The following is a 23,886-nucleotide window of genomic DNA, read 5'->3' as shown; positions in this document are numbered from 1 at the left end:
GAAAGAATGAGAAATGCAAATAGTGACGGTGGTGAAAATCTTTTAAGACAATTGGGACTGGGCGTTAAGAATTGCGCTAAGCAAGATACCGTCGTCAGGATAGGTAAGTTTAATGTTCTGCCGATTGCCAACGACCAAGCGAATTGGCAGCGCTAAGTACTCAAACGCGCTTGCTTCATCGGTGATAGCAAGGTCATGCTCTTCAACATACGCCAACACTTTCCGCAGCTTAGCTAAGCGAAAGACTTGCGGCGTTTGCGCTTGCCACATATTACTACGCTCAAGCGTACGTTCAACATAAGGATGCTGTTCACCTTTAGCGCTATTAATAGCTTCGGAGACAGCGCTAGCGTGCTTATAGGACGCTGTATAGGATTGTTTTAGGGTATCGGCAACTGGGGTCGCTAAGATAGCGCCATACGGCTCTTGCAGCGCGGCTTTAATCACTTTATCAATATCTTGTTGAGGCACCGCTGGACGCGCGGCATCATGGATAAGCACCAAGTCTGAGTCATGCGCACCTGCCCTAATAAGCGCCTCTACCCCTGCTTGCACGGATTGCCAACGCTCTGCTCCACCGCTCGTATATTCAATAGGCAATGCAAAATTAAGCGTCTGCGCTGTATGATCATCTTTTGCAATCACCAATAAACACTGATCAATATAACGACTGCTCGCAAGCCGTGCCACGCTATGTTGTAACAAGGTCTGCCCTTGTAGCTTGGTATATTGTTTGGCGATTGATGCACCAAAACGACTACCGCGACCCGCAGCGACAATCATGGCATGTATATGTGGTGTGGTATTCATAAGGTGGTTTTGATTGATACTCATGGTCAGATTCCATGATGATATAACCGGATTGGATAACAAGGAAGTTAAAAAAAATCGTACTTTAAATATAAACAGAAAAAATTATAGGTAATCGTTTATTTTGGAGTAGATAGAATCAATAACGGCTATGGGTTGTCGGCGCTGTTGATACTTGTACAAAGGTTTCATTTGGCTTAATCAAGCCTAAATCTAAACGCGCGTGTTCCTCTACCGCTTCAAGGCCGGTTTTTAGATCATGAACGTCCGTACGCAGCAAGTTATTTGCCGCTACTTGATTGTCATTTAAACGCTGTTGTTCTTCAATCTGGGTCAATAATTTATGATGCTCAAATTGACCGTTTTCACCCAGCCAATACTGGTATTGCAGCCCTAACAGTACAGCGACCGCTAAAGCAAGTAAGATAAATTGGCTAAAGTATTTCATAAAGTATTAACGCCAAGTGATAAAGGGATAATAATTAAAATCGAAAATTAGATTAACTTATTAGGCGCTATATCATCTTGCGAATGACAATATAGCGCTTAGCTTTAAGCCTAACTTTTCAACTACTTAGCTGATTAGCCACGTAAACCGATAAACTCTTCACGGCCACGGTAGCTTGCACGTACTTGTTGCTCGATACGTAGTAGCTGATTGTATTTTGCAACACGGTCTGAGCGGCATAGTGAGCCGGTTTTAATTTGTCCCGCTGCTGTGCCAACTGCTAAGTCAGCAATGGTGCTGTCTTCCGTTTCACCTGAACGATGCGAGATAATCGTTGCATAGCCATTTTTCTTCGCCAGATAGATCGCATCCAGGGTTTCTGATAAGGTGCCGATTTGGTTAAACTTAATCAAAATCGCATTGGCAATGTGTTTATCAATGCCTTCTTGCAAAATAGCAGGGTTGGTCACGAACAAATCATCACCAACCAACTGAACTTTATCACCAATCTGTTCAGTTAAGTATTTCCAGCCATCCCAATCCGACTCATCAAGACCGTCTTCGATAGAGATGATAGGATATTGACGCGTCAAGCCTACGAGGTAATCTGAAAAACCTTGGCTATCAAAGGATTTATTACCCTCGCCTGCCAAGATATATTGACCATCTTTATAAAACTCACTGGCAGCACAGTCTAGAGCCAAATGGATATCATCGCCAGCTTTATAACCGACTTGCTCAATCGCTTGCATGATAACGGTGATGGCTTCTTCATTGCTACGCAAGTTTGGTGCAAAGCCGCCTTCATCGCCGACGGCAGTATTTAAACCCTGTGCTTTTAGGACAGATTTTAAGCTATGAAAAATCTCTGTACCCGCACGCAGCGCTTCTGAGAAGCTGGTGAAACCAACCGGCTCAATCATAAACTCTTGGATATCAACGGTATTGTCTGCGTGCTCGCCACCGTTCAAGATGTTCATCATCGGTACCGGCATGGTCAATGATGTCTGATTGCGCAAGTTTGCGATATATTGATGCAACGGTAGGCTTTGTGACTTAGCAGCTGCTTTTGCCGTTGCCAAAGACACCGCCAACATGGCATTAGCGCCAAGGTTGTCTTTATTTTCTGTACCATCGAGCGCAATCATAGCGTCATCAATCGCTTGCTGTTCAGTGACGTCTTTGTCCATAAGCGCGCTACGAATCTGGCTATTGACATTGGCAACGGCTTTTTTGACGCCTTTACCCATGTAGCGATCTTGATCGCCATCACGCAGCTCAAGCGCTTCACGTGAGCCAGTTGAGGCGCCACTTGGGGCAGCAGCACGGCCAATTGTGCCGTCAGCTAAGATGACATCAGCTTCAATCGTTGGGTTACCGCGCGAGTCTAAAATCTCACGAGCGCGAATGTCTATAATTGCGGCGAAGTTGGTGGTTTCTTCAGCGTACATAATGTCTGTTAATTCCTATGGTCATGCCAAGTTTGAGGGATAAATAACGGCAACTACAATACAAAAAAGGTAAAGCAAAATATCGTATAGCACTTATAGCAAAACCAACAATATCTATTCATATAATTGACTGGTTTCATGCCTTATTAAAGCTTCATCTAATACTTTAACTGTCAGCTATCGTGCTTGGCATCATAGCATAAATTTTGCCAAACTTCCCTTATCTTACCCCAACTTGCGCCCATAAAATGAAATATCGCCTGTAATATCAGCCATTAAAGAGGGGGTGCAATCCCTCTTAACAGCGACGATATGACAGGCGGTTTGGCATTTATGTTTTTGTTAAACGCTTACTGTCAGTCTGAGTATTAGAGACGGTGTTATTTAGCTCAACCTCGGTTTTGAAACGCGTCAGACGTAGCGCATTCATCAATACCGAAATAGAGCTCAGCGCCATTGCTGCAGCGGCAATCATAGGATTTAAAAAACCAAAAGCGGCAAGCGGAATACCTAGGCAATTATAGATAAAAGCAAAGAATAAATTTTGCTTGATATTGCGCACCGTTGCATTGGCAATTTTTTGCGCCGCATCAATATGCATGAGCGACTCACCCATCAAGCGTGCAGAGGCACTATGCTGGGCGACATCCGTACCCTCAAACATCGCAAAGCTGGCATCGGCGGTTGCCATTGCTGGCGCATCATTGACGCCGTCGCCCGCCATCGCCACTTTGTGACCCGCTGTTTGCAATAGGGCAATTTGGCTCGCCTTATCACGTGGGCTCATTTTACCGTACGCTTGCTCAATACCCAACTGCCCTGCCACATGGTCAACAACCGACTGCTTATCACCACTCATTAATATAACATTGATACCCGCATCTTGTAGCGCAGTAATTGCCTGCGGCGTGTCGTCTTTTAAATCGTCAGCTAAGGCAAACGCGCCTAGCGGCTCATCGTTGATACTAATGGCGACAGTACTGGCAATTTGCCATACTTTTGGCATCAGTTTTGGCAGGGTTAGATTAGCAAACTCTGCCGTACCAACTTTTACCACACCTAAGCCTTCGATATTGGCTTGTATACCCGCACCTTTGATGACACTGATATCCGTGACAGTCATCAGTGGTAAGTTACGCTCGCTAGCCGCGTTAATCAACGCCGTCGCTAATGGATGGCTGGCGTGCGCCTCAACACTTGCGGCAATTTGCAGCACATCATCGACGGCAAGCGATTTATCCACCATGACCTGATCGACGATGGTTGGCTTACCGATAGTTAATGTGCCCGTTTTATCGAGTACCACGGTATCAATATTACCTGCCGCCTCTAAGCTTTGCGCGTCTTTGAACCAAACGCCATGACGGGCGGCGACACCCATACCGGCCATAATAGCCGCTGGCGTTGCCAACCCAAGCGCACATGGGCAAGCAATGACCAACACCGACACCGCATGCATTAAGGCAGTATCAACCATACCCGTTAGCCACCACGTCAGCCCAAAAGTAACCAAGGCAATCGTTACTACCACAGGGACAAAAATAGCCGTTACTCTATCAGCAAGGCGCGCTAAATTGGCCTTTGAGCCTTGTGCATCGCTGAGCGCTTGTACCATATCACCGAGCTTGGTATCGCTGCCTTTCGCACTGACGCGATAGAGTAAGCTGCCATTTTCGACCAACGCCCCTGCTAGCAGTACATCACCTGCTTCTTTTTTAAGCGGTACGGACTCGCCGGTTAAATGACTCTCAACGCACCAGCCAGCACCGCTGATAACGACACCATCGGTTGCCACACGGCTGCCTTGTTTGGCACGCAGGATATCGCCTACTTGCACCGCTTGTAGCGCGACATTATGAAAATCACCATTTGGCTGTTGCTGCTCAACCTCATCAGGTGTTAGGGATAATAATAAATCAATACTGTTTAAGCTATGCTTTTTGGTGCGCTCCTCTAAATACTTACCCGTACGCACAAAGGCAATAACCATTACCCCTGCTTCAAAATAAACAGCTGGTCCGTGTCCGCCTGCATGCCCGCTTTGTAATAAGCTGCTTAACGTGCCATCGCCATGGGTCAGCCATAAATAAGTAGAATACGCCCAAATGGTTACCGTGCCAATGACCACCAATACGTCCATATTGGCAAGACCACCTTTGATAGACGCCCACGCGCTTTTGTAAAATGGCAATGCCAGCCCAAATTGGACAATGGTCGCTAAGATAAACTGAATCCAAACAGGCGGCATCCACGCCATACCTTGCCCAACGAGCATGCCTGCCATACCAACCAAGAACGGTAGCAAACAAACCCACAGCGCAATCAGGCGCCATGGATAAACAGTTGCGGTATCTTCATCCGACTTAGCAAACAAACTATCAGCGGCCTGCAAATTGGCCACAAAACCAGTTTTATTAACCCATTCTGTCACTTGCTCAGGCGTGGTTTGCGCTGGATCATAATCGACGTTAGCCGTCTCACCAGCGAAGTTGACATTGACTTCATAGACCGCCGGCTTCTTATTAAGGACTTTTTCGATGCGAGACGCACAAGCCTGACATGTCATCCCCTCAATCGCCAGTTGCAGGTGCGCACGCTTGGGCGCAAGCGGCGTATTTGACTGGATATCAGTCTCAACTTCATAGGGGTCATTGTTAGCGGTACGGGTAGCGTCATTCATAGAGAGAACTCGTTATTGCGTTAAAGCGCGTGATAGCGTTTAGATATTTAGGCATTCGTTTGCGCGGAAAAAAAGCTCAATAGCTTGATAAAGGTGTTAGACGAAAGCGTATTTGAATAGCCCTTTTCTAAACCTACTGATGATAAATACTAAATGGTTATGATTGGCGGTAATTCAACTTTTTCTATGCTTGCAACTCATCAAGAGCTATTGGCGTATAAATGAAAAGACATTAGTTATTGCTGCCTCGTTATTTTTTAGCCATTAAAAAAACCAGCCATGAGAGCCGGTTCTTTTATAAATACAAATAATCTTAAGAGTTAGCAACGGTGGCATCGAAACCTGCATCATCGATAGCAGTTGCTATCTCCTCGATAGTGGTCTTAGTGTCATCAAAGGTCACGGTCGCTAAATTATCAGCCAAATCAACAGAGATTGTCTCTACGCCGTCTATGCCGTCAGTCGCTTTATGTACGCTTGCCACACAACCACCACAAGTCATGCCATCGATATTAATAATTCTAGTTTGGTTTGCCATGAGAGGCTCCTTATTCTTATAACGGATTTTTTATTAGTGAATTTTTTATAATGTGCAAAAACTGTTTTGATAATGCTCTTTATGCGCTTAATTACCAATACAGCATGCAACTAGCATAAGCCGTATTACTGTTAACAACAAGTCCGTTTGGTTGTAAGTTTATTAAAGCGTTGTTGCTTCAAATATTTTTATAAAAACGAAATTTGTATAAACATGGCTTATGAAACTATCAAGCGTTAAAAATACCGCAGTAAATAGTCACTCACTAAACGTTAATCATGATAACGCGGGTTTTGCGGGGCATCGATAGGAAACGGTTGAGTCACGTAATCGACCATGCTAATTGCTGCAACAAACGCATGCACCGTCGTTTTGGTATCATCATAATGGATAAATGCCATTCTGTTTTCAGGCTGTAGCTCAATCTCTGTGACACCGGTAATGTTTTTTAGCGCCGTCATTACGCTCTCAAACCCTTCGGTATCATCGATATTCTCGATACTGACTTGTGCAACTTTAATCGCCATGATCTTATCCCCTCGTCGTTTATAGCATTAATGCGTATCCAATACCTCAAAGCCTTTGACCAACTCATCAATCTGCTTAAGCTGACGCAAAAACGGCTCTAATTGACTGGTTCGCAACGCACACGGGCCATCGCATTTCGCCACTTCTGGGTTTGGATGCGCCTCTAAAAACAAACCTGCCAAACCTGTCGCCATACCTGCACGAGCAAGGGTGGTGATTTGCTCACGGCGACCACCAGCACTGTCACTACGCGCTCCCGGCTGCTGCAAACTGTGCGTCACATCAAAAAACACGGGGATATTCATCTGCTTCATGGTATCAAAACCCAGCATATCGACGACCAAATTGTTATAGCCAAAGGCACTACCGCGCTCACACAAAATCAGCTTATCGTTACCGCCCTCAAGGCATTTATTGACAATATGGCGCATTTCGTGCGGTGCTAAAAACTGCGCCTTTTTGATATTAATAATCGCATCAGTTTTTGCCATCGCGTGCACCAAGTCAGTCTGACGCGATAAAAACGCTGGTAGCTGGATAATGTCGGCAACTTCAGCGACCGGCGCTGCTTGATAAGGTTCATGCACATCCGTGATAATCGGCACTTGGAACTTTTCTTTAATTTGCCCTAGCCAATCGATACCCTGCTCTAGACCCGGCCCGCGATATGAATGTAAGCTTGAACGGTTGGCTTTATCAAAGCTGGCTTTAAAGACATAGCCAATGCCCAAACGCTGACAGATATCCACATACTGCTCGGCAATCTCAAACGCCAATTCTTTGGACTCTAAAACATTCATACCACCGAATAAGACAAACGGCTGGTCGTTACCGATATTAATCGTCTTGCCACTTGGCGTATCGAGCTTGATATGTGATTGTGCGGTTAATAAATGTTCCATGAAGTGCTGACCCTCATTATTGTTATTTACTGTCGTTATCAACAACGTTTATTCATCTGACTTTTCCTATTGTAACCGATAGCTCAATGAAAAAAAGTATCCAAGCGTAATTGATAATTTTAACTGCCTGATATAAAAGCTGTACCTATAAAAAATGTCATTAGAAAAGTCTGAATTAAAGCCAAAAAAAAAGACCCATCCGAAGATCAGTCTTTTTTATAGTTATTAAGCTGCTGTGCGATAACGACTATTTATTATCACTATAGTTTCTTGCTGCTTTAACAAAGCTGTTAAACAGTGGATGACCACCGCGTGGCGAGCTGGTAAATTCAGGATGGAACTGTACGGCGACAAACCAAGGATGGTTAGGAATCTCAACCGACTCAACCAAATGCTGCTTGGCAGAATAGCCTGATATCGTCATACCTGCTTGCTCTAATGGCTCGATATAGCGATTATTCATCTCATAACGATGGCGATGACGCTCAGTGATATTGGTTGAACCATAGATTTGCGCAAGCTTACTACCCGCCACCAGTTCCGCTTGCTGCGCGCCTAAACGCATGGTGCCCCCGAGGTCTGAATCATCGCTACGAATCTGCAATTCGCCGCGCTCATCCAACCACTCGGTAATCAAACCGATGATAGGCTCGGCCGCGGTACGATGGAACTCAGAGGAATTGGCATCGATATGTAGCACATTACGTGCATATTCAATCACCGCTAGCTGCATACCAAGACAGATACCAAGATACGGTACGTTATTTTCGCGCGCGTAAGTAATGGCTTTCATTTTGCCATTGGTACCGCGCTCACCAAAACCGCCCGGTACTAAAATAGCATCGGCATCGTTTAGACGAGCAAATAAAGCATCATCGGTTTCTAACAGCTCAGCGTCGATGTAGTCGATTTTGACGTCGGCTTTATGAGTGATACCAGCGTGTAACAAAGCTTCGTTGATAGACTTATAAGCATCTGGCAATTCAACATATTTACCTACCATCGCTACCGTCACCGTCGCTTCAGGGTTGAGCTGAGCTTCGACGACTTTATCCCAATCGCTTAAATCCGCTTCTGGTACATCAAGACCAAAGCGCTCACAGATTAAATCATCAAGATCTTGCTCATGCAAGGTACGCGGTATTTGATAAATACTTTGCGCATCTTCACACATGATGACTGCGCGCTCTTCGACGTTGGTAAATAACGCAATCTTGCGGCGATTGTCTTGTGAGATATGGTGGTCAGAGCGGCAGATTAAGATATCTGGCTGCAGACCGATAGAACGTAGCTCTTTTACTGAATGCTGAGTAGGCTTGGTTTTGGTTTCGCCCGCGCTGGCAATATAAGGCACTAGTGTTAAATGCATCAGCATGGCGCGATTGCGTCCAAGCTCTACTTGCATTTGGCGTACCGCTTCCATAAAAGGAAGTGACTCGATATCACCGACCGTACCGCCAATCTCGATAATGGCGATATCATAGCCTTCGCCACTGGCAAGAATTTTACTTTTGATTTCATCAGTGATATGCGGAATCACCTGTACCGTACCACCCAAATATTCACCGCGGCGCTCTTTATTCAAAACGTTTTGATAGATACGACCACTGGTGAAGTTGTTGCTCTTACTCATCTTAGAGTGGCGTAAGAAGCGCTCATAATAGCCCAAGTCCAAATCGGTCTCAGCGCCATCTTCGGTGACGAACACTTCGCCATGCTGGAACGGACTCATCGTACCTGGATCGACGTTGATATACGGATCCATTTTGGTCATCGTCACGCTCACGCCACGTGCTTCAAGGACTGCGGCAAGAGAGGCTGCGGTAATACCTTTTCCTAGTGAGGACACTACCCCACCGGTCACAAATATAAACTTGGTCATAGTACTCTGTCGGTAATTGGTAAAGAAGGATTTTACTAAAAATACGCTACAAAATATAGGGCAAAAGCGCAAACTCTTTAAAACACTCAGTTTTTAACGCTTAATTGTCATAAGTGCGTAATCATCGTAAATACGTAGCTATTATAACCCACTGCGGCTTTAAAAAGGTCACAACAAAAAAACTCACCCCGAAGGATGAGTTTTTTATAATACGTTTTCTAATGTTTAGATTAGAATTTGTATTCTAGACCAGTACCGATAGCTAGTGTTTTAGTATCGCCACGAACGCCGTCAAATCTAACATCACGATCACTATCATTTTGACCCGCATATGCATGCACGATCATATTTGGTTGGTAGAAGTATTTGCCACCAACAACGATTTGATCAGAATCTATACCATCAAAACCACGTAGGTTTGAAGTGTTGTTATACTGAGCGTAAACAGTAGCTGGTTTAGCAAAATTCTGTAAACCCATAGCCGCGCTTAGAACAAAACCTTTCTCTTTTTCGCTATCAGCAAAATCAAAGTCAGCTACTTGGTATAAAGCACCTAATGTTACTGGAACAGCAGCAAACTTAGACAAATCTACAGTAGCAGTACCACGGATAATATCACCAGTTTGATTATAGCCACCATTACCAAGGTTTAAGTCTTTATCATAAGCAACACCAGCGGTGAAGCCAGTACCTTGGTCAAACATAGCAGCAACACCAAAACCATCACCACTATTGTCATCTTCATCAGCAGCATACATTGCTGACAACTGTAATGGAAGACCTTGATACTTAGGAGCAGTCCAGATCATTGAGTTATCAATACGACCACTTTCTACCATATTATCTTTACTAGCTTTACTACCTAGGTAATTCCAGTAGCCGCCATCAGCAGTAGCAACGTTATTGATACGATCTAATGATGATTGGTTACGACCAACACGGAACTCACCAAATTGCTTGTTGTTTACACCTAGGAATGTATCGCGGTTTTTAAAGCCATTGCTATCACCATCAATGCTTGTGCCATACTCTAGCTGATAGATAACATCAGTGTTAGCCGTCATGGCTTCAGAGCCTTTAAAACCGATACGTGAAGAATGAGAATTGATTTCTATTGTGTCTTCATCATACATGTTGCCAGCAGGACCATCAAATTCAGCATTAACATAGTCAGCTGCTAAGAATGCTTTACCATAAACAGTTGGGGCGGCGTTGGCTGCAGATACAGATAGGGCGGCGATTGCTGTCGCTAAAAGTAGTTTTTTCATGGGGTATCTCCACTTTACGATTTGAGTGATAAATTGGCTAAGATTGGCCGATATATATAATAGCAGGGTGACTACCCTATAGAACATTTATATATATGAGCTAGAAGCATTACTTAGACACAACTTTACCAACCAAATATTACAGTAAGGTGAAAAAACCAAAATTTACACAAATGTTATTATTAATTTTACGGATTCTGTTATTTAAGACACGCTGTTGTTCAAGACACAGTATTGATTACAAAACAAAAAAACCCACCCCGAAGGATGAGTTTTTTATTTAGATTCTAATGTTTAGATTAGAATAAGTATTCTAGACCGCCACCGATAGCGAGTACATCAATATCACCACGTAAGTCGATTTCATTAACATTGCCGTCTTCGTCTCTCGAACCAAAACGACCATTGTTTAATTCCGCTGAATTTAGACCAGCATAGGCATGAGCGATCATATTATTTTTAAACGCATATTTGCCACCTACAACGACTTGATTTGAGTCATTATTCTCAAGACCACTGATATTGTCGGTTTTGTCATACTGAATATAAACAGAGGCTGGACGGGCAAAATTCGAAAGACCCATTTCAGCACTCACCACTAAACCGTCCTCTGTTGCAGTAGTAGTACCGGCATAGTCAGCTTCTTGATATAGAACGCCTAACTTTACAGGAGCTGCGATATATTTACCTAAATCGACGCTAGCACTGCCACGGATAATATCACCACTAACACTCATGTCTTGCTCATAAGCAATACCAGCGGTAATGCCTGTACCTGGATCAAACATCAATGAGGCACCATAGCCTGCGTCACGATCACTCTCAGATATAAAGTCTTCATCAGCACCATACATCAGCGCAAGCGCTAATGGTAGGTCATTGTATTTAGGCGCTTTCCAAACGATTGAATTATTGATACGGTTACCAACGGTCGGGGTCAAAATATTAGCAAAGCTGTCGTTGTTGTTCAGAGTACTAGAGCCAAGATTATCCCAATAACCTTCATTAACTGATACGTTATTGATATAGTCAATGACTGTGTAGTTACGACCAAAGCGGAATTCACCGAAGTCTTTATTTTTTAAACCTAAATAAGTATCACGACTTTTGAAGCCAATGTTATCGCTACCACTATCATCAACTTTAACGCCGTACTCTAATTGGTAAATTACGTCAGTGTTGGCCGTTATCGCTTCAGAGCCTCTGAAGCCTAAACGTGAAATATTAGAATTAACTTGTAATGAACCGTTGTCTTCATTAATTCTGTTATTATTATCCATATTCTGACCATCAATTTCAGCATTAACGTAATCAGTAGTAACGAATACTTTACCATAAACGGTAGGTGCTGCCTGTGCTGCAGATACAGATAGGGCGGCGATTGCTGTCGCTAAAAGTAGTTTTTTCATGGGGTATCTCCACTTTACAATTTTAGTAATGAGCAAGCTATTATTAGCTGGCGCCCATATTGGTATCGTCACAAATCCTCAAAGATATAATGTGTAACTGGCTACCGAGATTGGTCAGAAACAAGTGTGGCGAAGTTCTATTACCGTAAGATAAAAAACCATGACTCACATGACTGGGATTAAACAACGTAACTGCCATGTAAACTTAAGTCTTATGCGTCCTACTGCGTAACATCCGTTACCAAACTCATACTTCGAGTATAAGCATAACAACTTTGACATAATTTGCAACATATTTTTAAGTCTTTGATGACGAAAAATTCTAAAACCCATATTTAATCTAAGGTTTAACGATTGTTCAGATAAAAACAAAAAAATACCCCTACTTGCCATTGGCAAATAGGGGTAACTTCTATAAATAATCGACGTAAAAATATCGCTTTAAGTATGCTTGAGCAATACTAAGTATTAAAGGACTACTCAACCATGGGTAAGTAGCCCCAAAATAACGTTTAAAAATAACGAACTAGCAATGCGTATTGGCTTTTAAGTCTAAACGCGCTTGATGCAATAATGGCTCAGTGTAACCACTTGGCTGCTCACGACCTTTAAAGACTAGATCGCAAGCAGCTTTAAAGGCGTAAGAATTATCAAAGTTATTGGCCATTGGCTGATAGCCATTATCGCCCGCATTTTGCTCATCGACGACTTTTGCCATGCGCTTCATGGTATCCATGACTTGTTCTTCGCTTACCACGCCGTGATGCAACCAGTTAGCGATATGCTGACTTGAGATACGCAAGGTTGCACGGTCTTCCATTAGACCTACATCATTGATATCTGGTACTTTAGAACAGCCAACGCCTTGGTTTACCCAGCGTACGACATAACCTAGGATACCTTGAGCGTTATTATCAAGTTCTTGCTGCTTTTCTTCTTCTGTCCAGTTGGTATCTTTGGCCAATGGAATGGTCAAGATATCATCTAAGCTGGCACGCTCACGGGATTTTAGGCTATCTTGTACATCGGCAACATTGACCTCATGGTAATGCATGCTGTGCAAAGTAGCGCCCGTTGGGGATGGAACCCAAGCTGTGCTAGCGCCTGCTTGTGGATGGGTGATTTTGCTTTCCATCATCTCTTTCATCTCATCAGGCTTCGCCCACATGCCTTTACCAATTTGAGCGTGGCCTTGTAGACCGGTCTCTAAACCGATATCGACGTTCCACTGCTCATAAGCTGGCTGCCATGCTTGCGATTTCATATCGCCTTTACGGACAAAGGGTCCGGCGTTCATACTGGTGTGCATCTCATCACCCGTACGGTCTAAGAAGCCCGTATTGATAAAGATAACGCGCTCTTTTGCTTGGCGAATAGCTTCTTTGAGGTTAACCGTCATACGGCGCTCTTCATCCATCACACCAATTTTAATGGTATTACGCTCTAAGCCTAACAAATCTTCGGCGGCGTTAAACAAATCGTTCGCCATTTTGACTTCTTCAGGGCTGTGCATTTTTGGCTTAACGATATACATCGAGCCCTTGCGCGAGTTTGATAGCTCGTTTTTACCTTTTAAATCATTTAAAGACAATAGCGGAGTAATCAAACCATCCATTAAGCCTTCAAAAATCTCTTCTTGACCGTTACCCAAATCAACCAAGATAGCCGGGTTTTGCATTAAGTGACCAACGTTACGAATCAATAGTAGCGAGCGACCTGGTAAGATAAGTGCGCCGCCATCTGGCGTGGTGTATTCGCGGTCTGGATTTTGTTTACGCGTACGAGTTTTGCCGCCTTTTTCAAAGGTTTCTTGCAAGTCGCCATTCATCAAACCAAACCAGTTACGATACACTTCTACTTTTTCTTCGGCATCAACGGCAGCGATTGAGTCTTCGCAATCTTGAATCGCCGTGATAGCAGATTCAAGTAATACGTCTTTAATGTTAGCTGGGTCGTCTTTACCCACTGGATGGCTGCCATCGATTTGGATTTCAGCATGTAGGTTGTTGTTTTTTAACAAAATACCAGTTGGGCTTTCAGCCTCGCCGACAAAGCCTGCAAACTGAGCGGCATCTTTTAATTCAGTACTGCTATCGCCTTGTACGACTTCAAGCTTGCCATCGACAACTTTAAAGCCAGTAGCATCAGTGTATGAGCCTGATGCTAATGCAAAGCTTTCATCTAAGAATTTTTTGGCATAGGCGACGACAGCGGCGCCGCGCGTTGGGTTATAGCCACCTTTGGCTTCTTGACCATTTTCATCGCTGATGACGTCTGTGCCGTACAAGGCGTCGTACAAGCTGCCCCAACGAGCGTTAGTTGCGTTCAATGCATAGCGCGCGTTACGGACTGGCACCACCAACTGCGGGCCTGCGATATGGGCAATCTCATCATCGACGTTTTGGGTGCTGACTTTGAAATCATCACCTTCTGGTAATAAGTAGCCGATTTCTTGTAAAAACGCTTTATAAGCTGGGTAATCAATATCGCCATTTTTGGCAGGATTGTCGAGATGCCACTGGTCAATTTGCTGCTGAATTTTGGCACGGGTCGCGAGCAGCGCTTTATTGCGCGGCGTAAATTCTTTAATAACCTTTTCAAAACCTGACCAATAGCTGTCTGAATCAACACCGACTTTCGGCAGCACTTCGTTTTCAATAAAATCGAACATCTGCTTATCGATGGCAAGAATGCCTTTTTGAATACGATTGGCGTTAGAAGACTGGCTCATATTGTTATCCTTATCTGTTCGTGAAGTGTGTTAATCCCGGATTGCTATTATCTATATTGCTACTATTTAGAGCAGTGCAAAGCCAATGCTAGGGCGCTAAGCGTTACTTTTTGCGCTGGCATGGATAGTTGATATAATACCGATTGGCTAGCTATTAACTGATAATAATAGTAAGACAAGATATTCTAAAAGCAAAATCTCATCCTACTATCAAATAATGAAATAAACAAGGAAAGACCATTCACTAAGTAAATACTTAGGCTGTCTATAAATGATATCCTATAAGCCATATGGCTTTAGGTGCGGTCAATAGTCTGCTTAGGCGCTAGAATTGAAATGAGGTATAAACCTTGAGTAATCATTACTATATCAAATTATGCTTAATAGTTATCTGTTAAGCCAAAGCATTTAAAAGTACCAAGCTTGCCTGATTATCCATCATGCCAGAAATGCCAAGCGCCATTAAAAATATTTGCCGTTATAGTCGTTATAATAGCTCTCACTCTTAAGCCTTTTTATTATTGTTTAATAAATACTGCCTTACATCTACTCTTTAAAAAGTCCGAAAAACTATGACTATTACTACCCAAGAACTTGCAACGCTAACCCAAAATAATGACGCTGACGAAGACAGCTCTCAAGAAGACAGTGTCGATATCGCGCAATTAAGAACGCCACTAAAAGTAGACCTATCGCCTATTTATGAATTTTTAGGCGCACGTACCACGCAGGCTTGGGTCGATGCTGCCCTTGCGGATTTGCCGTTAATCATTCAAGACCATGCCAACTGCGAAAAAAAAGCGGCTGGTACGGCGATGAATTTAATCTTTCGTTATGAGTTTTCTTATGACTTACAGCGCAAATTGGCACAATTGATACGCGAGGAGATGCTGCATTATGAGCAAGTGCTCGGCATCATGAATGAGCGCGGGCAAGCATGGAAATATCTGAGCGCTGGACGTTATGCCAAAGGCATGCTCAAGCATAAACGCACTTACGAGCCAGCGGCGATGGTAGATGTCTTAATTATTGGGGCATTTATCGAGGCACGTTCTTGCGAGCGTTTTGCCACATTGGCAGAAGTCATTAATGATGAACGATTGGCGAAGTACTATCGCTACTTACTTAAATCAGAAAGTCGCCATTTTGAAGATTATTTGGCATTGGCGCAGTCTTTAGCTGAAGATAATATTGACGAACGTGTCGCCTTTTTTAAAGAAGTTGAAGCAGAGCTGATATCAAGTCCAGATAGCGAGCTACGCTTTCATAGTGGTAACCCTGCTTAATTAACTAAGCATCTTATTAATTTTCACCTGAAATAAAAAAGGTTTAACCGTTAGCGTATAAAACCTCACTAATAATTAAACCTTTTAAATACTGCAATCTAAAACAACATTACAAACTGTCAAGTTCTTATATTATTCAATCTTTTATTGTCCTGAAAGCCATTATTTATCGCTTTCGGTTATCGAAGTATCATATTGTTTGTGATTTTTTACCACATGATGCGGATCGTGGTCATCCGTCAACCGTTCTGCTTCTGCCGGATTGACCTTTTGCAGGGCATCGTCAGGTACAATGCCGTTATTATCATCGGCATCTTTTAGATTAGAGTTATTTTCTGGATGATTCAGCTTTTGCTGATGCACATCAACATCCTTATCATTAACGTCCGTAGCATTAACGTTCTTGTCGTTTTGTATAGTCATAGGCCTTCTCTTTATAATTATAAGCATATAAAAAATAGCTATCTATATTTGCTAGCACTCTTAGCCACGCTAAACACCTTTCATCTTAACTATTAGAAATCTTTTTCGTCAGGATTTAGTACGCGTGTTTGCGCATTATCAATATTGGCATAGCGATTTAAATCGTTTATATCGGTACTTTTAGCCGCTTCAGGCATGATAGTATGCTCATTTACCCCTTCATCGAAAGCATTACCTTCTTGATCGCGGCGATCTGGCTGACGCGCAGGATTGTCATTTTTGTTTACATGCTCTGTTTCTATCACACCTTCTTTAAAGGTATCGGTACCTTTATTGACTCTAGTATTGTCTTCGATTTCATCATGAGCAACAGATGAATGAACCTCATTCTCTGTAATAGCGGTTTCTCGAATATCAGTCTCCTGAATACGAGTTTTGGTTAATTCAGGATCTTTGGTTGGCATATCTTTGGCTTGCATCATAATGTCCTTATTGTTTTTTAAATTATTATTTTTATCGTTATGGTAAATTCGCTTATCGTTCTCACGTTTACTCATTATTCTTTTGAGACAAGTCATAAGCGTTTAAATCAGCAACGTTTTTACCACCAGGTGGCAAATCCTCTTCTTTACGTGGGTCTACATATACTTCATCGGTTTCCTGTGATGCTTGCTCAGGTCCATCAATATCCGGCTCGTACTTTCGACCTTTGTAACTGTCTTTAGGATTTTTTGGCTTTAATGCCGCTGGATCATCAATTAGTACCGGTTCTTCATCATTAGGTTGGGTAAAGTCTTTCATGGCGTGTCCCTCGCGTTTGGTGTAGAGCAGCAGATTAGTTTTATTATTTATCAGTCCGCAAATCATCTTCGATAAAAGGCGTTTTTTGCTCCTCGCTTAGATTTTCAGGTTTATCGACTTGCTTGTTATCGGTTAGGTTTTTTTCGATTTGTTGGCTATCTGCTTGTTCTGCCGCTTTTTTTACATCAGATGTGTCATTATTGGTATTACTCATGGTGCAATTCCTCTTATTTGTAATTTATTTATAATAAAATTGTACTAGCTATAATTAGCTTATCCTTGCTCGCTCTTTATAAATTATTGATATATAGACTGCTGTCTATCAGCTATCAGAGACAAGGTATAACTTAATTATAAGAATAATTTTTGACTGCTCACCAGTGTACTGCCGTATCAATGTGTGAATAAATGTGAGGTTAGCCGACAGTTTGTAACTTGCTTTTCATTAGTGCGCTACTTTTTAGTAATTTATTCCGCAACTTTATAAGCGCTGTTAAATAAAAAAACCAAGATCCGATAAATACAGATGCTTGGTTTTTATTTGGATTTTTCAATGCTTATTGAATCTAAAAAGGTTGTTGAGAACTAGTCTAAGTTGTCTCGCCAACGCCGTTGATGACCTTTAATAAATGCTCTTGTGCGATATGCGGTGTTTCATCTGCCGCTGGTTGTAATTGCTGCCAAACGCCATTACCATCAAGCGTCCAAGCCTGAGTATTGTCGTGTAGATAGTTGATTAAGCCATCTTGATAAATTTGCTTGAATAGCTTTTTGTCTTCGATTGGGAACGCCACCTCAACGCGGTGGAATAAGTTGCGGTCCATCCAGTCGGCGCTGCCGCAATACAAGCGCTCATAGCCAGCATTATAAAAGTAATAAATGCGCGTATGCTCCAAAAAGCGCCCAATCACAGAACGGACGGTGATATTTTCGGACAAATCCTTTACTTGCGGGCGTAGACAGCACATGGAGCGCAAAATCAGCTCAATCTTAACGCCTCCCTGCGACGCATCATACAATTTATCAATCAGTCGGCGCTCGGTCAGCGCATTGACCTTGATGATAATATGAGCGCGTTTGCCTGCTTTGGCTTGAGCAATTTCATCATCGATAAAACTCATGAGCTTTTCATGCAAGGTAAATGGCGCATGTAGGAGTTTTTTTAGATTGGCCGGTTTGCCCATGCCTGTTAGCTCTTGGAAGATTTTGTGCACGTCTTCTGAGATATCAGGATCGGCACTAAATAAACCATAATCGGTATAGACCTTGGCGTTGGCCGCGTGATAGTTACCAGTGCCTAGATGCACATAACGACGAATTTTATCGTCTTCACGGCGAACGATAAGCATCAATTTGGCGTGGGTCTTGTAACCGACGATACCGTAAACCACCACCGCGCCTGCTTCTTGCAGATAATTAGCCACCGCGATATTTGATGCTTCATCAAAACGAGCGCGTAACTCAATAACCGCCGTGACCTCTTTGCCATTGCGCGCCGCCGCCGCTAAGGCTTTAACGATTTCTGAATTGGTGCCTGAACGATATAAGGTCTGCTTAATGGCGAGCACTTTTGGGTCACTTGCTGCTTGCCACAATAGATTGATAATCGGCGAGAACGCATGAAACGGATGATGAACCAAGACATCGCTCTTACGCATCGCGGCGAACATACTGGTCGCTTTATCGAGCTTATCGACTTCACGGCGGAACGGTTTGGGGACGACATGGGTAAAAGGCTGATAACGTAGCGCTGGGATATTAAAATCAAACAGCAAGCGCGTTAAGTTCACCGGCCCATTGACGCGGTAAAGTTGATTGTCGTGTAGCTCAAACTCATTGAGCAAATAATCGCTAATCGGCGCTGGGCAATCGGTAGTGACCTCTAAACGTACCTTGTCGCCAAAGCGGCGGTTTTCAAGCTCGCCCTCTAGTGCCTTGGCAATATCATCGACATCTTCTGCCAAATCCAAATCGGCATTGCGCGTTAGTCTAAATTGATGACAACCAGTGACATTCATCCCCGGGAACAGCTCACCGATATGCTCATGAATCACCGCAGATAGCATCACATGATGCTCTTTACCACCCGTCAGCTCATCAGGCAGACGGATGACACGCGGCAAGCTGCGCGGCGCTGGTACAATAGCTAGATTGATATCACGACCAAAGGCATCTTTACCCTCTAACGTGGCGATAAAGTTTAAGCTTTTATTCACTAAGCGTGGAAATGGATGCGCCGGATCAATGCTAATAGGTGTGAGGACTGGTGAGACTTGCTCGGTAAAATACTGCTTCATCCATGCCGATTGCTCAGGAGTTAGCTCGTCACGTTTTAAGTAGCGGATATCTTCTTGAGCCAGGGCTGGCAATATATCTTCATTTAAAATGCGATATTGCTCGCTGATGGCTTTATGAGTGACAGCAGAGATTTCTCTGAGCACTTCGCTTGGGCGCATACCATGAGCGCTGGTTGAGACATCACCCATATTGAGTTTTTGCATGATACCGGCGACACGAATCTCAAAAAACTCATCCATGTTGGAAGAGAATATAATGAGGAAAAACAAGCGCTCTAACAAAGGATGGCGCGGACTGGCGGCCTGCGCCAGCACCCGCAGATGAAACTGCAATAAAGACAAATCGCGATTGATGTAGCTGCTCGGTGAATAGCTGCCATCGTCGAAACGCTGCCAGTCTATTTCACTCAACCCTTTGCTCGAGCTTGCCGTTAGCTCTTCTTCTGTTGTGACTAGGCTTGTACTGACCTTGATATTCATTTTTGTACTGACATCAATACTATCGTTAATTTCATGATCGTTATTTTGCTTATTAACCATCTCTGCCACCTTTTTAATCCTTTACGTGATCGATATGCCGTCATCTTTTACTTTTTATGAACGCTATTTAATGCCAACCGACAATTTAAGCTAATTACATGCTAAGCCAATCGTTTTCTAAGCGGATTGCGGTAAGACGGCATTTTTCATGCGTTTTTTAATGATACGTTGTTTGTTGCGCAAGCGTTTGTCACTTTGATGACCTTCGTAGTATTTTGGATTGGTCAGCATGGCGATGAGCAAAGCCGATTCGTCACGATTTAGGTTGGCCGCTGACTTATCAAAATAATGCTGGGCGGCGGCTTCAACACCATAAATGCCATTGCCAAACTCAGCGACGTTGAGATAAGCGGTCAAAATGCGCTGCTTATCCCAAAAGGTTTCTATCATTACCGTGATAATCGCTTCTTCAGCTTTACGGGTATAAGAGCGATGCGAGGTAAGAAATAAGTTTTTGGCCAATTGCTGGGTAATCGTTGAGCCGCCCGCTGACATTTTGCCCGTTTCTTCGTTCTTTTTCTGTGCCGCCTTAATGCCTTTCATATCAAAGCCATTATGCTGGCTAAAGGTCGAATCTTCACTGACAATCGCTGCTTGTTTGGCAGATTTGGCAATGGCGTCATACTCAGCCCACGTTTGCGTGACCGTGCCACCCGTTAAACGATGGGTCAGCATAAACATGCTATTATTAATCGGCTGGGTCTTCCAAATCAGTAGCAGACCTGCGACCAATATATGAAAAGCCACCACCAACAACATGAATGCCAGTAATAAGCGTTTGAGAAATGTGCCAAAACTTGCCATGCGAGCGATATCCAAGTAGTTAAAAAATAGTCAACATAATAAACTGTTAACCCTAACGCGTTAATCATAAATAGCAGGTCATCTTACCTAATCTCACAATCGCTGTCATTATTTACCCTATTTCTTTATTATGTAAATACTGCCAAGTGCTACGAATACTTTTCTTTAAAAATTTAAAACTAACGCTTGGCGATAAATAGATATAAGAATAAGAGTGTAAATATGGCTAATAATACAGTAGCAATGTTACGGGCACGCATGATTGCCGCCAATCCCAATCTTGGTACGGCTGAAAATCAGGATAAATGGTGGCTACTCGGAACGACTGGCTGTCATCTTTGTGACATCGCTGAGCAGCTGCTTAGCCAATTTCAAGCGGTGCAGCCGATACGCTATCAGTATGTTGATATTGCTGATTTTGATGAGGTGCTGATGATGGAGTTTGCTACTACGATTCCTGTGATATTGACGCCATCAAAACGCTTGAACTATCCTTTTTCAGTGTTGGATTTGCAGCAATTATTAGCAGCGTCATAAAACAGACAACGTAAAAAATGATAATAATGAGAAACTTATGAAAGATTTAAAGAAAATAACGGAAATTGAGGATTTGCGCCGTGTTGCCGAGCGTAAAGTACCACGGATGTTTTATGATTATGTCGATTCAGGCTCATGGACTGAGACTACTTATCGCAACAATGAAACCGACTTTGACCGTATTAAATTGCGCCAAAGGGTTCTGGTCAATATGGAAGGGCGCTCGCTTGCCACGGATATGCTGGGCTCAAAAGTCAAAATGCCCGTTGCTATCGCCCCAACTGGCTTTACTGGCATGATGTGGGCCGATGGTGAGATTCACGCCGCACGGGCAGCGGAGAAATTTGGCGTGCCCTTCTCGCTTTCAACCATGAGTATCTGCTCTATCGAAGATGTGGCAGAAAACACCAGTGCGCCGTTTTGGTTCCAGCTCTATGTGATGCGCGACCAAGAATTTATGGCAAACCTGATTCGCCGCGCTAAAGCGGCCAATTGTTCTGCGCTTATCTTAACCGCGGATTTACAAGTCCTCGGCCAACGTCATAAAGATATCAAAAACGGTCTATCTGCGCCGCCAAAACCTACGCTTGCTAATATATTAAACCTCATGACCAAGCCGCAGTGGTGCATGAATATGCTCGGTACCAAACGGCATAGCTTTGGTAATATCGTCGGTCATGCCAAAAACGTCGAGGATATCTCATCGCTCTCGGCATGGACGGCTGAACAGTTTGACCCAGCGCTAAGCTGGGATGACGTCGCACGCATTAAAGATATGTGGGGCGGCAAGCTCATTATCAAAGGTATCATGGAACCTGAAGACGCCATCATGGCTGCTCGTAGCGGTGCCGATGCGTTGGTGGTTTCAAACCATGGCGGCCGTCAGCTTGATGGGGCGTTGTCTTCCATTGCCGCGCTCGCTGATATCGTGCAAGCGGTACGAGCGGAAAATAGCAATATCGAGATTTGGCTCGATAGTGGTATTCGCTCTGGTCAAGATGTGCTCAAAGCACTCGCTGTAGGCGCCAATGGTACGATGATTGGTCGCGCGTTTTTGTATGGGCTTGGCGCTTATGGCGAAGATGGCGTGCGCCGTGCGCTAGAGCTTATTTATAACGAGTGTGATATCAGTATGGCGTTTTGTGGTCATACCGATATCAATCAAGTGACGGATGACATTTTGGTTAAAGGCACTTATGAGAATCTTAAAACTCATGCTTATTAAAAAGCCAGTCCTTATTAAACAGCGCAGCTTTATTAAATATTGATATATTCAGTTCGGTGTGAAAAGGATATGTCCAAAATAGCTTGCTGCTTGAATAAATTTTTCTTGCTTGCTGTGTGCCTCGCACTCCAGAGGCTGCGAAAAATTTATTCTAGCAACCCTATATCGTTTTGCAGTTGAATCGACTATAACCCACTTATGGGTGACACGCCTTAACCCTAGCCTTTATACTCTACTCATCATTTACTATTGATAGTTTGCGTTTATGACCATTCAACAATTATTAAAAACCGCGCCCGTCACCACTTTGCTATTAGTCAGCTTTATCGGGCTATTTATCATGCAGGTGCTGAGCGGCGTCGATGCCAATAATCCATCGACTGAAGCATTGCTAAAATGGGGTGCCAATGCTCTGCCTTATACCATGGACAGTGAACCATGGCGCTTGGCAAGTAGTGCCTTTTTACATATCGGTTTGATGCATTTATTGTTTAATGGTTTTGCCATGTATTTCTTTGGGCAAATCGCCGAGCCGATGTTTGGCTCAGCGAAGTTTTTGGCGTTGTTTTTACTGGCGGCAATCGGTGGTAATTTACTGAACAATTATGTCACGTGGCAAGGTATTTTGGATGGCACTGGACAACCCGGACTATCAGCGGGCGCGTCTGGAGGTATCATGGGTATCGGTGCCGCGCTATTAATAGCCGCGCTATTTAAAATCTCAGTCAATGGCATGGTGCTCAATCTGAAAAGCCTGATCATTATTATGGGCATCAATTTGGTATATGGCTTTGCCGTACCGGGCATTGATAATGCTGGCCATATTGGCGGCGCGGTCACAGGATTGGTGATTGCATTGGCGTTTGCCATTGCCTACCGTCAGCGCTTGGCTGTTACGCTACAGAATATGCCTAGCCGAGCGCAAGACATTTATCAGGCTACTTATATCAATTCTCCAACAAGTAGTGATACTGACTTTTCTATCCCTACTTCTAACCACGCTCCTCGCTTTGATAATGAGGGTAATTTTGATAATAACAACAGTTTTAATCACGACTCTGCTGTAAACTTACCCTTAGATAACTATGCCAATCAAGCAGCCCTTAATCACGGCAAAATTAACGAACAACAAACAGCGACCAAATCGACGCTTATTTGGCAATTGCTACCGTGGCTGGTCATGCTGCTGATCAGTATTGGTTTTGTCTGGTGGTGGCAAGATATCCATCAGCAAATACTACAAGTGCTCGCCGCCATTGAGTAAAATGCCAGACTTATTTATTATTCTATTTATCAATGCTTTTCAATGCTTTTTTTACCGTTTAT

Annotated in this window: 21 protein-coding genes; 4 read left to right on the top strand and 17 right to left on the bottom strand. The window is 43.4% G+C overall.

Annotated elements, in window-relative coordinates; genetic code table 11:
* Window positions 1-42: 42 nt before the first annotated feature.
* From ispD to CXF58_RS12385, 11 genes are all read right to left on the bottom strand, one after another.
* Entirely contained in the window at window positions 43-834 is a 792-nt protein-coding gene (gene ispD / locus CXF58_RS12435) for a 2-C-methyl-D-erythritol 4-phosphate cytidylyltransferase (protein WP_228706611.1), read from the bottom strand.
* A 115-nt stretch (window positions 835-949) separates the two neighbouring features.
* Entirely contained in the window at window positions 950-1,258 is a 309-nt protein-coding gene (locus CXF58_RS12430) for an FtsB family cell division protein (protein WP_068407112.1), read from the bottom strand.
* Between the two features lie 134 nt (window positions 1,259-1,392).
* On the bottom strand, window positions 1,393-2,709 hold the full coding sequence (eno, locus tag CXF58_RS12425) for a phosphopyruvate hydratase (protein WP_102077674.1): 1,317 nt from the start codon (window positions 2,707-2,709) through the stop codon (window positions 1,393-1,395).
* A gap of 331 nt (window positions 2,710-3,040) precedes the next feature.
* Window positions 3,041-5,389, bottom strand: coding sequence for a heavy metal translocating P-type ATPase (locus CXF58_RS12420; RefSeq protein ID WP_102077673.1), 2,349 nt, complete (start codon window positions 5,387-5,389; stop codon window positions 3,041-3,043).
* Window positions 5,390-5,702: 313 nt separating this feature from the next.
* Window positions 5,703-5,927, bottom strand: a complete 225-nt coding sequence (locus tag CXF58_RS12415) for a heavy-metal-associated domain-containing protein (protein WP_068407122.1) — start codon at window positions 5,925-5,927, stop codon at window positions 5,703-5,705.
* A gap of 272 nt (window positions 5,928-6,199) precedes the next feature.
* The gene (locus tag CXF58_RS12410; RefSeq protein WP_068407125.1) at window positions 6,200-6,454 is read right to left on the bottom strand and encodes a hypothetical protein; all 255 of its coding nucleotides are present in this window, start codon (window positions 6,452-6,454) and stop codon (window positions 6,200-6,202) included.
* A 27-nt stretch (window positions 6,455-6,481) separates the two neighbouring features.
* Window positions 6,482-7,357, bottom strand: coding sequence for a 3-deoxy-8-phosphooctulonate synthase (gene kdsA, locus CXF58_RS12405; protein WP_068407128.1), 876 nt, complete (start codon window positions 7,355-7,357; stop codon window positions 6,482-6,484).
* A 247-nt stretch (window positions 7,358-7,604) separates the two neighbouring features.
* A complete protein-coding gene (locus CXF58_RS12400; RefSeq protein ID WP_102077672.1) occupies window positions 7,605-9,239 on the bottom strand; it encodes a CTP synthase in 1,635 nt (544 codons plus the stop codon).
* A 230-nt stretch (window positions 9,240-9,469) separates the two neighbouring features.
* Entirely contained in the window at window positions 9,470-10,507 is a 1,038-nt protein-coding gene (locus tag CXF58_RS12395; protein ID WP_102077671.1) for a porin, read from the bottom strand.
* Between the two features lie 299 nt (window positions 10,508-10,806).
* Window positions 10,807-11,916, bottom strand: a complete 1,110-nt coding sequence (locus tag CXF58_RS12390) for a porin (RefSeq protein ID WP_102077670.1) — start codon at window positions 11,914-11,916, stop codon at window positions 10,807-10,809.
* A gap of 526 nt (window positions 11,917-12,442) precedes the next feature.
* A complete protein-coding gene (locus CXF58_RS12385; RefSeq protein WP_102077669.1) occupies window positions 12,443-14,647 on the bottom strand; it encodes a malate synthase G in 2,205 nt (734 codons plus the stop codon).
* Between the two features lie 572 nt (window positions 14,648-15,219).
* On the opposite strand from CXF58_RS12385, the gene CXF58_RS12380 reads away from it, so the two are divergent.
* Window positions 15,220-15,933, top strand: coding sequence for a MiaE family protein (locus CXF58_RS12380; protein WP_228706610.1), 714 nt, complete (start codon window positions 15,220-15,222; stop codon window positions 15,931-15,933).
* 162 nt (window positions 15,934-16,095) lie between these two features.
* On the opposite strand, the gene CXF58_RS12375 is transcribed toward CXF58_RS12380, so the two are convergent.
* From CXF58_RS12375 to mtgA, 6 genes are all read right to left on the bottom strand, one after another.
* The gene (locus tag CXF58_RS12375; protein ID WP_102077668.1) at window positions 16,096-16,356 is read right to left on the bottom strand and encodes a hypothetical protein; all 261 of its coding nucleotides are present in this window, start codon (window positions 16,354-16,356) and stop codon (window positions 16,096-16,098) included.
* 92 nt (window positions 16,357-16,448) lie between these two features.
* Complete coding sequence (locus CXF58_RS12370; RefSeq protein WP_228706609.1) at window positions 16,449-16,838, bottom strand: hypothetical protein; 390 nt, start codon at window positions 16,836-16,838, stop codon at window positions 16,449-16,451.
* A 67-nt stretch (window positions 16,839-16,905) separates the two neighbouring features.
* Window positions 16,906-17,157 (bottom strand): hypothetical protein, encoded by a 252-nt coding sequence (locus CXF58_RS12365; RefSeq protein WP_102077667.1) that lies wholly within the window; start codon window positions 17,155-17,157, stop codon window positions 16,906-16,908.
* Between the two features lie 43 nt (window positions 17,158-17,200).
* A complete protein-coding gene (locus CXF58_RS13880; RefSeq protein ID WP_180952588.1) occupies window positions 17,201-17,371 on the bottom strand; it encodes a hypothetical protein in 171 nt (56 codons plus the stop codon).
* 376 nt (window positions 17,372-17,747) lie between these two features.
* On the bottom strand, window positions 17,748-19,934 hold the full coding sequence (gene ppk1 / locus CXF58_RS12360) for a polyphosphate kinase 1 (RefSeq protein ID WP_416375583.1): 2,187 nt from the start codon (window positions 19,932-19,934) through the stop codon (window positions 17,748-17,750).
* Window positions 19,935-20,111: 177 nt separating this feature from the next.
* Window positions 20,112-20,798: a monofunctional biosynthetic peptidoglycan transglycosylase gene (mtgA, locus tag CXF58_RS12355; RefSeq protein ID WP_102077665.1), complete on the bottom strand. Its 687-nt coding sequence runs from the start codon at window positions 20,796-20,798 to the stop codon at window positions 20,112-20,114.
* 222 nt (window positions 20,799-21,020) lie between these two features.
* Here mtgA and CXF58_RS12350 point away from each other — a divergent pair, with 222 nt between their 5' ends.
* The 3 genes from CXF58_RS12350 to CXF58_RS12340 all read left to right on the top strand — a co-directional run bounded on the left by CXF58_RS12350 (window position 21,021) and on the right by CXF58_RS12340 (window position 23,824).
* On the top strand, window positions 21,021-21,335 hold the full coding sequence (locus CXF58_RS12350; protein WP_102077664.1) for a glutaredoxin family protein: 315 nt from the start codon (window positions 21,021-21,023) through the stop codon (window positions 21,333-21,335).
* A 37-nt stretch (window positions 21,336-21,372) separates the two neighbouring features.
* Window positions 21,373-22,560, top strand: a complete 1,188-nt coding sequence (locus CXF58_RS12345; RefSeq protein WP_102077663.1) for an alpha-hydroxy acid oxidase — start codon at window positions 21,373-21,375, stop codon at window positions 22,558-22,560.
* A 265-nt stretch (window positions 22,561-22,825) separates the two neighbouring features.
* Window positions 22,826-23,824: a rhomboid family intramembrane serine protease gene (locus CXF58_RS12340; protein ID WP_102077662.1), complete on the top strand. Its 999-nt coding sequence runs from the start codon at window positions 22,826-22,828 to the stop codon at window positions 23,822-23,824.
* Window positions 23,825-23,886: the final 62 nt, after the last annotated feature.

The organism is Psychrobacter sp. Sarcosine-02u-2 (genome assembly GCF_002836335.1).
Lineage (GTDB): Bacteria > Pseudomonadota > Gammaproteobacteria > Pseudomonadales > Moraxellaceae > Psychrobacter > Psychrobacter faecalis.
Note: the sequence above shows the minus strand (reverse complement) of the source record. Positions and strands in the feature narration are given on the sequence as shown.

Bases quoted from the DNA above. Each gene is read 5' to 3' on its own strand.
- ispD (WP_228706611.1), bottom strand. From the start codon at position 834: ATGAGTATCAATCAAAACCACCTTATGAATACCACACCACATATACAT.
- CXF58_RS12430 (WP_068407112.1), bottom strand. From the start codon at position 1,258: ATGAAATACTTTAGCCAATTTATCTTACTTGCTTTAGCGGTCGCTGTA.
- eno (WP_102077674.1), bottom strand. From the start codon at position 2,709: ATGTACGCTGAAGAAACCACCAACTTCGCCGCAATTATAGACATTCGC.
- CXF58_RS12420 (WP_102077673.1), bottom strand. From the start codon at position 5,389: ATGAATGACGCTACCCGTACCGCTAACAATGACCCCTATGAAGTTGAG.
- CXF58_RS12415 (WP_068407122.1), bottom strand. From the start codon at position 5,927: ATGGCAAACCAAACTAGAATTATTAATATCGATGGCATGACTTGTGGT.
- CXF58_RS12410 (WP_068407125.1), bottom strand. From the start codon at position 6,454: ATGGCGATTAAAGTTGCACAAGTCAGTATCGAGAATATCGATGATACC.
- kdsA (WP_068407128.1), bottom strand. From the start codon at position 7,357: ATGGAACATTTATTAACCGCACAATCACATATCAAGCTCGATACGCCA.
- CXF58_RS12400 (WP_102077672.1), bottom strand. From the start codon at position 9,239: ATGACCAAGTTTATATTTGTGACCGGTGGGGTAGTGTCCTCACTAGGA.
- CXF58_RS12395 (WP_102077671.1), bottom strand. From the start codon at position 10,507: ATGAAAAAACTACTTTTAGCGACAGCAATCGCCGCCCTATCTGTATCT.
- CXF58_RS12390 (WP_102077670.1), bottom strand. From the start codon at position 11,916: ATGAAAAAACTACTTTTAGCGACAGCAATCGCCGCCCTATCTGTATCT.
- CXF58_RS12385 (WP_102077669.1), bottom strand. From the start codon at position 14,647: ATGAGCCAGTCTTCTAACGCCAATCGTATTCAAAAAGGCATTCTTGCC.
- CXF58_RS12380 (WP_228706610.1), top strand. From the start codon at position 15,220: ATGACTATTACTACCCAAGAACTTGCAACGCTAACCCAAAATAATGAC.
- CXF58_RS12375 (WP_102077668.1), bottom strand. From the start codon at position 16,356: ATGACTATACAAAACGACAAGAACGTTAATGCTACGGACGTTAATGAT.
- CXF58_RS12370 (WP_228706609.1), bottom strand. From the start codon at position 16,838: ATGATGCAAGCCAAAGATATGCCAACCAAAGATCCTGAATTAACCAAA.
- CXF58_RS12365 (WP_102077667.1), bottom strand. From the start codon at position 17,157: ATGAAAGACTTTACCCAACCTAATGATGAAGAACCGGTACTAATTGAT.
- CXF58_RS13880 (WP_180952588.1), bottom strand. From the start codon at position 17,371: ATGAGTAATACCAATAATGACACATCTGATGTAAAAAAAGCGGCAGAA.
- ppk1 (WP_416375583.1), bottom strand. From the start codon at position 19,934: ATGAATATCAAGGTCAGTACAAGCCTAGTCACAACAGAAGAAGAGCTA.
- mtgA (WP_102077665.1), bottom strand. From the start codon at position 20,798: ATGGCAAGTTTTGGCACATTTCTCAAACGCTTATTACTGGCATTCATG.
- CXF58_RS12350 (WP_102077664.1), top strand. From the start codon at position 21,021: ATGGCTAATAATACAGTAGCAATGTTACGGGCACGCATGATTGCCGCC.
- CXF58_RS12345 (WP_102077663.1), top strand. From the start codon at position 21,373: ATGAAAGATTTAAAGAAAATAACGGAAATTGAGGATTTGCGCCGTGTT.
- CXF58_RS12340 (WP_102077662.1), top strand. From the start codon at position 22,826: ATGACCATTCAACAATTATTAAAAACCGCGCCCGTCACCACTTTGCTA.